This is a genomic window from Nostoc sp. C96 (assembly GCF_059384975.1).
Map to the genome: position 1 here is coordinate 4865487 of NZ_CM182020.1, position 12366 is coordinate 4877852.

Sequence of the window (12366 nt, forward strand, 5' to 3'; positions counted from 1 at the left end):
TTGTGCCTAGTAGAGTGCGTCAGTTTAAGAAACCTAGTTATGTCAGAAAATGACGCACTCTACATTTTAAATATTTTTTAATCAGTTCTTAATTCCTTATTTGTTGTGACTGACACACTGGAAGGCCACTACATTAAATTTATTTTTTCTTTTTTTATAAAATAAAACATTGATTTTTCTCTGAGCAATGTATTAATAGCACCATCAAAAGTACTTGAAAATTTTCCGATATTAAGGATAAGATACTCAAGCGCTAAAACGTTTTTTGTCAAGCAGACAAATGCTTAATTTAGCATAAGTAAGAGCTAAATTAGGCTTACTGTCTCATGTTTAAAAAGCTCATTAATTTAGACATCAAAAATTAAATTAATTAGTTGATTGCTTGACACAAGAAAAAAGATCGGTGCTGTCAAACTTTTTTTAATATACTTCTGAGGCTGCGTAGATTTATGGCAATTATTACAGGTGACAATGGTAATAATATACTTCCAGGAACTCCAGACAACGATACTATTAGAGGACTTGGAGGCAACGATCAACTCAACGGTGAAGCCGGAGATGACATCCTAGATGCGGGATTAGGAACCACAGACGAAGTAGATGGCGGAATTGGCATTGATACAGTCGTCATCGATTACTCCAGTTTAGGAACCAACGTCAGTAGATTGGGTAATTCCTATATCACCACAGGCAATCGCACATTCTACAGCAATATTGAGCAGTTCAACATCACTACTGGTAGCGGTAACGACGAACTGTTTGGTGGAGTATTTAACGATATTCTCAATGGAGGTGCTGGGAATGATGAACTCAATGGTGGCGCTGGGAATGATGTACTCAATGGTGGTGCAGGTGACGATTTAATTACCAAAGGAGCCGGAGCAGATACAGTCGATGGTGGTACAGGAATTGATACTCTTGTGGATGCCGATTTCTCTGGTGATACCACAGGCAGAACCTTAACTATCACAGGTAGCACCCTCGCCACAATCGTTTCTGGTGGCAACACTTATCAAGGTTTGGAGTTTTTACGCAACATCACTGCTGGTAGTGGTAATGACAACATTCGCCAAACCACGACAATTCAGGAAAATAACCAACTCAACGGTGGAGCCGGAGATGACATCCTGGGTGCAGGGTTAGGAACCGCAGACGAAGTAGATGGCGGAATTGGCATTGATACAGTCGTCATCGATTACTCCAGTTTAGGAACCAACGTCAGTAGATTGGGTAATTCCTATATCACCACAGGCAATCGCACCTTCTACAGCAATATTGAGCAGTTCAACATCACTACTGGTAGCGGTAACGACGAACTGTTTGGTGGAGTATTGAACGACATTCTCAATGGTGGTGCCGGGAATGATGAACTCAATGGTGGTGCTGGGAATGATGTACTCAATGGTGGTGCAGGTGACGATTTAATTACCAAAGGAGCCGGAGCAGATACAGTCGATGGTGGTACAGGAATTGATACTCTTGTGGATGCCGATTTCTCTGGTGATACCACAGGCAGAACCTTAACTATCACAGGTAGCACCCTCGCCACAATCGTTTCTGGTGGCAACACTTATCAAGGTTTGGAGTTTTTACGCAACATCACTGCTGGTAGTGGTAATGACAACATTCGCCAAACCACGACAATTCAGGAAAATAACCAACTCAACGGTGGAGCCGGAGATGACATCCTGGGTGCAGGGTTAGGAACCGCAGACGAAGTGGATGGTGGCATTGGCATTGATACAGTCGTCATTGATTACTCCAGTTTAGGAACCAACGTCAGCAGATTGGGTAATTCCTATATCACCACAGGCAATCGCACATTCTACAGCAATATTGAGCAGTTCAACATCACTACTGGTAGCGGTAACGACGAACTGTTTGGTGGAGTATTGAACGACATTCTCAATGGTGGTGCCGGGAATGATGAACTCAATGGTGGTGCTGGGAATGATGTACTCAATGGTGGTGCAGGTGACGATTTAATTACCAAAGGAGCCGGAGCAGATACAGTCGATGGTGGTACAGGAATTGATACTCTTGTGGATGCCGATTTCTCTGGTGATACCACAGGCAGAACCTTAACTATCACAGGTAGCACCCTCGCCACAATCGTTTCTGGTGGCAACACTTATCAAGGTTTGGAGTTTTTACGCAACATCACTGCTGGTAGTGGTAATGACAACATTCGCCAAACCACGACAATTCAGGAAAATAACCAACTCAACGGTGGAGCCGGAGATGACATCCTGGGTGCAGGGTTAGGAACCGCAGACGAAGTGGATGGTGGCATTGGCATTGATACAGTCGTCATTGATTACTCCAGTTTAGGAACCAACGTCAGCAGATTGGGTAATTCCTATATCACCACAGGCAATCGCACATTCTACAGCAATATTGAGCAGTTCAACATCACTACTGGTAGCGGTAACGACGAACTGTTTGGTGGAGTATTGAACGACATTCTCAATGGTGGTGCCGGGAATGATGAACTCAATGGTGGTGCTGGGAATGATGTACTCAATGGTGGTGCAGGTGACGATTTAATTACCAAAGGAGCCGGAGCAGATACAGTCGATGGTGGTACAGGAATTGATACTCTTGTGGATGCCGATTTCTCTGGTGATACCACAGGCAGAACCTTAACTATCACAGGTAGCACCCTCGCCACAATCGTTTCTGGTGGCAACACTTATCAAGGTTTGGAGTTTTTACGCAACATCACTGCTGGTAGTGGTAATGACAACATTCGCCAAACCACGACAATTCAGGAAAATAACCAACTTAATGGTGGAGCCGGAGACGACATCCTGGGTGCAGGGTTGGGAACCGCAGACGAAGTGGATGGTGGCATTGGCATTGATACAGTCGTCATTGATTACTCCAGTTTAGGAACCAACGTCAGCAGATTGGGTAATTCCTATATCACCACAGGCAATCGCACATTCTACAGCAATATTGAGCAGTTCAACATCACTACTGGTAGTGGTAACGACGAACTGTTTGGTGGAGTATTGAACGATATTCTCAATGGTGGCGCAGGGAATGATGTACTCAATGGTGGCGCAGGGAATGACATTATCACTCAAGGAGCCGGAGCAGATACAGTTGATGGTGGTGCAGGTGTTGATACTCTCGTTGATGCTGATTTCTCCGCAGATACCACAGGAAGAACCTTGATTATCAATGGTAGTACCTTAGCAACCTTGGTGTCTGGTGGCGACACTTATCAAGGCTTTGAATTTTTATTGAATGTCACAGCTGGCAGTGGTAACGACACGATTCGCTTTACTTCTGCGACTCCGGCTGATAACAATGTTAGAGGCGGTGCAGGTAATGACACAATTGAGGCTGGTGCAGGTAATGACACCCTTGATGGTGGTACAGGAAACGATGTACTCAACGGTGGTACAGGTAACGATACCTATGTAGTAGATAGTGTGGGAGATGTGGTGATTGAAACCTCGACATCAGCCACAGAAATAGATACTGTGCGTTCTTCAATTAGCTATACTCTGGGTGCTAATTTAGAAAATCTGACTTTGATTGGTACAGCCGCCATCAATGGTACAGGAAATAGCTTAAATAATACGATCGCAGGTAATAGCGGTAACAATATTCTCAATGGTGGTGCTGGTAACGACAGTCTGAATGGCGGAACTGGAAGTGATACCTTAATTGGTGGCACTGGTAATGATAACTATGTAGTCAATAGTACTGGGGATGTGGTAACTGAAAACCTCAACGAAGGCACAGATACAGTCCAATCATCTATCAGCTACACTCTGGGTGCGAATCTAGAAAATTTGACTTTAACAGGTACAGCAGCCATCAATGGTACAGGAAACAGCTTAAATAATACGATCGCAGGTAACAGCGGTAACAATATTCTCAATGGTGGTGCTGGTAACGACAGTCTGAATGGCGGAACTGGAAGTGATACCTTAATTGGTGGCACTGGTAATGATAACTATGTAGTCAATAGTACTGGGGATGTGGTAACTGAAAACCTCAACGAAGGCACAGATACAGTCCAATCATCTATCAGCTACACTCTAGGTGCGAATCTGGAAAACTTGACCTTAACTGGTACAACCGCCATCAATGGTACAGGAAACAGTTTAGCCAACACTATTACAGGTAATAGTGCCAGTAATACTCTTAATGGTGAAGCTGGAAATGATACCTTAATTGGTGGCGGTGGTAACGATACAATTTTGGGTGGTGATGGTAACGATACCCTCAATGGTGTTGGTAGTGAGTTTGGTAGAGCAACAAGAGACAGTCTCACTGGTGGCAATAACAGCGATTTATTTATCCTTGGTAATACTAGTGCTATTTTTTACAACGATGGCAATAGCACTAATGCTGGCATAAATGATTACGCTTTAATTACGGACTTTAACATTGCTGAAGATAAAATCCAACTCAGGGGTACAGCGAGTTCTTACTTGCTAGGAACATCACCGATCGCTGGTATAACAGGAACATCTATTTACTTTGATAGTAATGGTAATGGAACTTTCAACGCTACTGATGAATTGATTGCGATCGCACAAGGAGTTTCAGGACTAAACTTGACAGCCAGTTATTTTAGTTATGTGTCCTAATCCCTAGAAATTTGCATAATCAAGCTTTGAAACCTTGTGACGCAAATCACAAGGTTTCAAATGAAGTATAAATACTACAATTTCCGCTTTTAGCCTTTATTCTGCTTCTTTCTTCGCCTGTGTTTTATCAATCATGGGTACAACTAACACCTTATCTACCCGATTACCATCCATATCCATCACCTCAACCCGCATCCCTTCCCATTCAAAATGATCGGCGGCGGAGGGAATACGTCCTAAATGGGTGATGACAAAGCCACCCAAGGTTTGATAGCTACCGCGTTCGTCAGATTCCCACTCTTCCATCTCGAAAAGTTCAAAGAATTGGTCTACGGGTAACATTCCATCCAGTAACCAGGAACCATCTTCTCTCTGTACGGCTTGGGGTTCGTCTTCTCCTGGCCCTGCGGGAACATCACCGACGATTTCGCTCATAATGTCGTTCAGAGTCACTAATCCTTGAATCACGCCGTATTCATCCACAACAATTGCCATGTGGGTAATTGTTTGCTTGAATAACTCCAAAACTTTCAAGCCACGGGTGCTTTCTGGGACAAATACAGGTTGGCGCAATCCTACTGTTAAATCGAGAGATTCATTACGAAAACTGCGGGCGAGTAAGTCGGTTACAGGAATGATCCCCAGAACATTATCAAGCCCTCCCTGACAAACTGGATACCGCGAATAACCATTTTCAGTCATTTTTTGGCGGTTTTCTTCGGCCGTGTCTTCTAGGTCTAGCCAGATGATATCAGGGCGGGGGGTCATAAAAGAACTAACAGGGCGATCGCCTAGGCGAAAAACTCGCTCTACCATATCCTGTTCCGCTTCTTCAAAGGTTCCCGCTTCTGTACCTTGCTCAATCAGGATTTTAATTTCTTCTTCAGTGACTTGTGGTTCTTCTGAAGGGGTAATCCCTAAAATCCGCAATACCAATTCTGTAGAAGCACTCAAAAGATGCACCGCTGGCGAAGCCAAAGCCGCTAAAGCCCGCATTGGTATAGCAACAAACGCTGCAATTCTTTCTGGGTTGTTTAATGCCAACCGCTTCGGCACTAATTCCCCGATAATTAGAGATAGATACGTAATAATTAAAACGACTATCCCAAAGGAGACAGGTTCGCTATAAGGAGCCAAAACAGGGATAAGTTTGACATATACTGCCAGCCGATTAGCAATTGTAGCTCCCCCAAAAGCACCAGTCAGGATACCGATCAGAGAAATTCCGACTTGCACGGTCGATAAAAAATTATTGGGAGACTCTGCTAGTTTTAATGCTGCCCTAGCTTTGGCATCTCCTTGATTGGCAAGCTGCTGAAGCCTGACCTTCCGCGCTGAGACAATTGCCATCTCAGACATTGAGAAGATGCCGTTGGCAATAATTAGTACCAAAATGATTAAAATTTCAGAAGTGATGGAGGACATGTTTGGATTTGCCGCTATGGGGAGCAGAGGAGGTAGGGGAGCAAGGGAGCAGGGGAGCAAGGGAGCAGGGGAGCAGGAGAAGAAAGAATATAATTTTCCGACTTCATACTTCACACTTCATACTTCATTTGACTAAGCACAAAGTAGTAGTTTAACTTCTTAAATTTATATATTTATATTTCAATCATCATTCTTCCACAGAAGTAATAAGACAGGTGTTAACACTTTTAAAATGGTGAACATAAACTACCTATAAATTTTCTTATCACCGAAGATTTCCACCTCTAGTAGAACTTATGGCATTTTCTTCTATTGTGCGTGCCTTGGCGCGATCGCCTCTCACCACAGAACTGCTTTCTAAGCTCAATCGGCAAAAAGATTTACGCTTAAATGGAATTCCCCGTTTACCCAAGGGTCTGGTAGCATCGGCATTAGCACAAAATTCAGGCAGGAATTTATTTGTTGTTTGTGCCACCCTGGAGGAGGCCGGACGCGCTCATGCTCAATTAGAGGCGATGGGATGGCAAACAGTCCATTTTTACCCCACTTCGGAAGCATCCCCTTACGAACCCTTTGATCCCGAAACAGAGATGACTTGGGGACAAATGCAGGTTTTGGCGGATTTGGTGAAGAATCAAGAGTCTGTCAATGGTCAAAATAAGACTATAGCGGTGGTTGCTACTACTAATGCGTTACAGCCGCATTTGCCGCCTCCAGAGGCTTTTTCACCCCTTAGCCTTACCCTGGAAAAGGGGATGGAATTTGACTTAAATGCTTTCAGTACAAAAATTACTACTTTGGGTTACGAACGAGTACCCCTGGTAGAAACAGAAGGACAATGGAGTAGGCGCGGTGATATTGTCGATATTTTTCCAGTATCTTCAGAATTACCAGTGCGCTTGGAATGGTTTGGCGACGAAATCGAACAAATCAGAGAATTTGACCCCACAACTCAGCGTTCTGCCCTTGATAAAATAAGCCAAATTGTGCTTACTCCCACCAGCTTTACTCCGATTATTCTGGAAGCGCTTAAGGATAGTGCTGAGTTCCAAGCTTTTCTTAAAGAAGAACCAAACTCAGACTCAGACTCAGCACTCAGCACTCAGCACTCAGCACTCCTAGAAGGAAGCCGTAGGTTTTTAGGATTGGCGTTTACAAAACCTGCGTCGGTGCTTGATTATTTACCTGAAAATACTTTAATTGCTATTGATGAACCAGAACAGTGTCACGCCCATAGCGATCGCTGGGTGGAAAATGCAGAGGAACAATGGTCGCTAGGAACTGGGGAATTAAATTTAGGTTCTTTACAATTGCCTAAAATTCATCGGTCGTTTGATGATTGTCTGGCGGAACTTACCCAATTTCAAACTGTTTATTTATCAGAAATAGCCGAAGAAAACAACGGCATTAATTTAGCGAGTCGGTCTGTACCAGTTACACCGCATCAGTTTGGTAAATTGGCGGAGACACTACGCCAAGAACGCGATCGCAATTTCTCAATCTGGCTAATTTCTGCCCAACCTTCCCGTTCTGTCTCTTTACTCCAAGAACACGACTGTCCGGCGCAGTTTATCCCCAACCCGCGCGACTACCAAGCCATTGAAAAGCTGCAAATCAACCATACCCCAGTCGCCCTAAAATATTCGGGTTTGGCGGAACTTGAAGGATTTATTCTCCCGACGTACCGCCTAGTAATTATCACCGACCGCGAATTTTATGGTCAGCACTCCCTCGCCACTCCAGGATATATACGCAAGCGTCGCAAGGCGGCTTCTAAGCAAGTTGACCCAAATAAACTGCGTCCGGGAGATTATGTAGTTCATAGAAGCCACGGGATTGGTAAATTCGTCAAGCTGGAAAGTTTAACAATTAACGATGAAACCCGTGATTACATCGTCGTACAATACGCCGATGGTCTATTGCGGGTGGCGGCTGACCAAGTTGGTTCTTTATCAAGGTTCCGCGCCACAGGCGATAAAGCCCCAGAACTACACAAAATGACAGGGAAGGCTTGGGAAAACACCAAGAACCGCGTCCGCAAAGCCATCAAGAAATTAGCGGTAGACTTGCTGAAATTGTATGCAGCGCGATCGCAGCAACAAGGTTACTCCTATCCTCAAGATATGCCTTGGCAAGAGGAAATGGAAGATTCCTTCCCTTACCAACCCACCACCGACCAACTTAAAGCCGTCCAAGATGTGAAACGCGACATGGAAAGCGATCGCCCAATGGATCGCTTAGTTTGTGGTGACGTTGGTTTCGGTAAAACCGAAGTTGCAATCCGCGCCATTTTCAAAGCCGTGACTTCTGGTAAACAAGTCGCACTCTTAGCACCTACAACCATTCTTACCCAGCAACACTACCACACCCTCAAAGAACGCTTTGCCCCTTACCCGGTGAATGTCGGCTTACTCAACCGCTTCCGTACTGCCGAAGAACGTCGTAATATTCAAAAACGCTTGGCGACGGGTGAGTTAGATATCGTTGTCGGTACGCATCAACTTTTAGGCAAAAGTGTAAATTTCAAAGATTTAGGACTGTTGGTCATAGACGAAGAACAAAGGTTTGGGGTGAACCAAAAAGAGAAAATTAAATCTTTGAAAACTCAAGTTGACGTGCTGACTCTCTCCGCCACACCCATTCCCCGTACCTTGTATATGTCTTTATCTGGGATTCGGGAAATGAGTTTGATTACCACACCACCACCCACCAGACGACCAATTAAAACCCATCTTTCCCCCAGAAACCCGGAAAGTGTCCGCAGCGCCATTCGCCAAGAACTGGATCGAGGCGGACAGGTGTTTTACGTAGTTCCACGGGTTGATGGCATAGAAGAGATTACAGCCAATCTTAGGGAGATGGTACCAGGAGCGAGATTTGCGATCGCTCACGGGCAAATGGACGAAAGCGAGTTAGAATCAACCATGCTCACCTTTAGTAATGGTGACGCAGACATATTAGTATGTACGACAATTATTGAATCTGGGTTAGATATTCCCCGCGTCAACACCATCTTAATTGAAGACGCACATCGTTTTGGATTATCGCAACTATATCAATTACGTGGTCGTGTCGGTCGTGCAGGGATTCAAGCTCATGCTTGGTTATTTTATCCCAAACAACGCACATTATCTGATGCCGCACGGCAAAGGTTACGGGCGATTCAAGAATTTACCCAACTCGGTTCCGGCTATCAATTGGCAATGCGCGACATGGAAATCCGCGGCGTGGGTAACTTGCTAGGTGCAGAACAATCCGGTCAAATGGATGCGATCGGTTTTGATTTGTACATGGAAATGTTAGAAGAAGCGATTCGAGAAATTCGCGGTCAAGAAATACCCCAAGTTGATGATACGCAAATTGACCTCAACCTCACCGCATTTGTCCCTGCTGATTACATTCCCGATATCGATCAAAAGATGAGTGCGTATCGTGCAGTAGCGGCGGCGAAATCCAAAGAAGAACTAGCGCAGATTGCAGCAGAATGGAGCGATCGCTATGGTACTTTACCCGTTCCCGCCAATCAACTGTTACGGGTTATGGAACTCAAACAATTAGCGAAAAAATTAGGATTTAGCCGGATTAAACCAGAAAACAAACAACACGTAATTTTAGAAACACCAATGGAAGAACCTGCTTGGAATTTACTCGCAGCGAACTTACCAGAACATCTAAAAACGCGTTTTGTTTACTCTCCTGGTAAAGTCACAGTGCGTGGTTTAGCGGTGATGAAAGCCGACCAACAATTGCAAAGCTTGATTGATGCAATGGGGAGAATGCAAGGTGCGATCGCCGAAGCGGTTGTTGTTTAAATAGTAAATTAGGATTAATCATCAATTGGAGCTATATGTCAAACTTACTGAGCAGAATTACAATTAATCCCAAACAATGCGGCGGTCGCCCATGTATTCGAGGTATGAGAATTCGGGTGTCAGATGTATTAGACTTGTTTGCTGCTGGACTCAGTGCTGAACAAATCTTAGAAGAAATGCCTGATCTAGACGCAGATGACCTCAAAGCAGCACTAATATATGCTTCGCGGAAGCTGAATCATCCAGTGTTAGTAGCATGACAATCTGGATAGATGCACATTTATCGCCTGCTATTGCGACTTGGATCAGCAACACTTTTGGTATAACAGCTTTAGCTTTACGCGATGTTGGTCTGAGAGATGCTGAAGACCTTGAGATTTTTGAGGCAGCAAAAACTCAAGAAGTTATCTTTGTAACTAAGGATAGCGACTTTGTTGACTTGGTTGAGCGTCTGGGAACACCACCGCAAATTATCTGGTTGACGTGCGGAAATACATCAAATTCTCGGTTACAAGAGATTTTAATTGCTACTTTGCCAAAAGCATTAGAGCTTTTGCGAACAGGTGAAAAGTTAGTTGAAATCAGTGGAGAATAGGAAAGGTAGTCGCCAATGGTACAGATAGCATCCAAAAATTTGACATTAGAGGAGTTTCTTAAGCTACCAGAAACTAAACCTGCCAGTGAGTATATTGATGGTCAAATTATTCAGAAACCTATGCCACAGGGTGAACACAGCACAATTCAAGGCGAACTAATCATTACTATCAATGGAGTCACTAAGCCGCAGAGAATAGCGCGAGCTTTTCCAGAGTTGCGCTGCATTTTTGCTGGACGTGCGATCGTTCCAGATGTAGCTGTGTTTCTTTGGGATAGAATTCCTAGAAATGAGAAAGGGGGTGTGGCAAATGTTTTTGCACTAGCACCCGACTGGATAATTGAAATTCTTTCACCTGAGCAAAGTCAAAGTAAGGTCATCGCTAAAATATTGCATTCTTTGAAGCATGGAACTCAAATGGGTTGGCTAATCGACCCCAGTGAAAGAGTAGTATTTGTATATTTCTCAAACCAGCCACCAGAGTTATTTGATGAAACAGAACAATTACTTCCTGTTCCATCTTTTGCAAGTGAATTACAGCTTACAGTAGGTGATTTATTCGGTTGGCTACTAGAGTAATTAGAGTTTAGAGTACTTAGTGAATATGCCTGAAAATTTATATAATATTTTAATTAACATTTATAGGTAAGAATTTCTTGCTTATCAATATTTAGGTAAAACTATGCCAAAACCATTTGTTGAAAGATTTCGTAAATATTTAACAGATATTACCCAAGTCATGCGAGGTGAGGCTTCAATTTCTAGTATTTTTCCAAACACAACTGATAATGGGCAAAGTAAAGAACGAATCTTTCTTGAGGTACTTAAGCACCATCTACCAAGTTCATGTAATATATTTTTGGGTGGTTTTTTATTTAACTTACACGGAGATGAATCCAAGCAAATCGATATTATTATATCTGACTATCAAAGTCTAAAGTTTGATGCTCTTAATAAGGACGGAGAAGGAAAATCTTTTGCTTGTATAGACGGTACAGTTGGAATTGTCTCAGTGAAGTCTTCTTTAAATAAAAAAGATATGTTTGATGCACTAGACAATATTGCATCCATTCCAAGAGGTACTTCTCTAAATCCAAACAATGCAGATCCTTCCATTGATATCGACGGTATGAGCGATGGCTTGTTAAAGGTTATATTTGCGCTAGACGGTGCCAGTTCTGACACTACTCGTGAGTATATTGAAGAGTTTTACACACAGCACCCGGAAATACCACTGGATAGAAGACCGAATTATATACATATATTAGGAAAGTATTCGTGGGTAAGGTTAATAAGACCTTTAAACACTGATGACGGTGTACTCATGCCCAACGGTACTTTTTGTTTACGTAATCATGATGCGGATCTATTCTTTATTTCTTCGCTAATAACTAGCATAGAAAAAATAGGAAGGTTGCATCGACATATTTTTTACGACTACACAAATATATTTGAACTAGCAGTTCCTCCTGCTAACGCTAAAATCTAACTCTACTTAATTGGTGATTATCACTTCATTTTAAACAGTGGTAAGTGCATCAATTTGTAGCAGTAAATTAGTTTGATTGCCTTCACTGTAGTTGAGAATAAACAGAAATGATTAATAGTAGGACTTTTATAACTTTATAACAATAGACAGCTATGACTGAGCTACTTGAATACGCTATATCTCGATTGAAAACTTTACCTGCTGATGAACAAGATGCGTTAGCGAAGCTGTCCGTAGGAATCGCAGCAATGATTTTAGAAGAACTAGAAGATGAACTTTGTTGGAATCAAGCTTTTGCCCGTTCCCCAGACTTACTTGCTAAACTTGCATCTGAAGCGATGACTGAATTTCGTGCAAGCAAAATCCAATAGTTAGATACAGATAATAGGCTGCTGTCTCAGTTTTAGGAATGTAGTGCGATCTCTACTATATAAG

The 12366-nt window shown here is 43.1% G+C and carries 8 protein-coding genes; 7 read left to right on the top strand and 1 reads right to left on the bottom strand.

Annotation, left to right across the window (positions count from 1 at the left end; all coding sequences use genetic code 11):
• Positions 1–449 precede the first annotated feature (449 nt).
• Positions 450–4610 (top strand): beta strand repeat-containing protein, encoded by a 4161-nt coding sequence (locus AC504W_RS20830; RefSeq protein WP_494874124.1) that lies wholly within the window; start codon positions 450–452, stop codon positions 4608–4610.
• Positions 4611–4706: 96 nt separating this feature from the next.
• Here the strand turns inward: AC504W_RS20830 and AC504W_RS20835 are convergent, their stop codons facing one another.
• Positions 4707–6035 carry a hemolysin family protein gene (locus AC504W_RS20835; protein ID WP_494874125.1) on the bottom strand — a complete coding sequence of 443 codons (1329 nt, stop codon included), beginning with the start codon at positions 6033–6035 and terminating at the stop codon, positions 4707–4709.
• Positions 6036–6331: 296 nt separating this feature from the next.
• On the opposite strand from AC504W_RS20835, the gene mfd reads away from it, so the two are divergent.
• From mfd to AC504W_RS20865, 6 genes are all read left to right on the top strand, one after another.
• Positions 6332–9847 carry a transcription-repair coupling factor gene (gene mfd, locus AC504W_RS20840; RefSeq protein ID WP_494874127.1) on the top strand — a complete coding sequence of 1172 codons (3516 nt, stop codon included), beginning with the start codon at positions 6332–6334 and terminating at the stop codon, positions 9845–9847.
• Positions 9848–9882: 35 nt separating this feature from the next.
• A complete protein-coding gene (locus tag AC504W_RS20845) occupies positions 9883–10107 on the top strand; it encodes a DUF433 domain-containing protein (RefSeq protein ID WP_096579556.1) in 225 nt (74 codons plus the stop codon).
• The gene (locus AC504W_RS20850; RefSeq protein WP_494874128.1) at positions 10104–10442 is read left to right on the top strand and encodes a DUF5615 family PIN-like protein; all 339 of its coding nucleotides are present in this window, start codon (positions 10104–10106) and stop codon (positions 10440–10442) included. Before AC504W_RS20845 ends, AC504W_RS20850 begins: the two co-directional genes overlap by 4 nt.
• Before the next feature lie 15 nt (positions 10443–10457).
• Positions 10458–11021 carry a Uma2 family endonuclease gene (locus AC504W_RS20855; RefSeq protein ID WP_494874129.1) on the top strand — a complete coding sequence of 188 codons (564 nt, stop codon included), beginning with the start codon at positions 10458–10460 and terminating at the stop codon, positions 11019–11021.
• A 103-nt stretch (positions 11022–11124) separates the two neighbouring features.
• Positions 11125–11931, top strand: coding sequence for a DUF6602 domain-containing protein (locus tag AC504W_RS20860; protein ID WP_494874130.1), 807 nt, complete (start codon positions 11125–11127; stop codon positions 11929–11931).
• 152 nt (positions 11932–12083) lie between these two features.
• Complete coding sequence (locus AC504W_RS20865; protein ID WP_494874131.1) at positions 12084–12302, top strand: hypothetical protein; 219 nt, start codon at positions 12084–12086, stop codon at positions 12300–12302.
• Positions 12303–12366 lie beyond the last annotated feature (64 nt).

Coding starts and splice junctions, on each gene's coding strand:
- AC504W_RS20830 (WP_494874124.1), top strand. CDS start 450: ATGGCAATTATTACAGGTGACAATGGTAATAATATACTTCCAGGAACT.
- AC504W_RS20865 (WP_494874131.1), top strand. CDS start 12,084: ATGACTGAGCTACTTGAATACGCTATATCTCGATTGAAAACTTTACCT.
- AC504W_RS20835 (WP_494874125.1), bottom strand. CDS start 6,035: ATGTCCTCCATCACTTCTGAAATTTTAATCATTTTGGTACTAATTATT.
- AC504W_RS20860 (WP_494874130.1), top strand. CDS start 11,125: ATGCCAAAACCATTTGTTGAAAGATTTCGTAAATATTTAACAGATATT.
- mfd (WP_494874127.1), top strand. CDS start 6,332: ATGGCATTTTCTTCTATTGTGCGTGCCTTGGCGCGATCGCCTCTCACC.
- AC504W_RS20850 (WP_494874128.1), top strand. CDS start 10,104: ATGACAATCTGGATAGATGCACATTTATCGCCTGCTATTGCGACTTGG.
- AC504W_RS20845 (WP_096579556.1), top strand. CDS start 9,883: ATGTCAAACTTACTGAGCAGAATTACAATTAATCCCAAACAATGCGGC.
- AC504W_RS20855 (WP_494874129.1), top strand. CDS start 10,458: ATGGTACAGATAGCATCCAAAAATTTGACATTAGAGGAGTTTCTTAAG.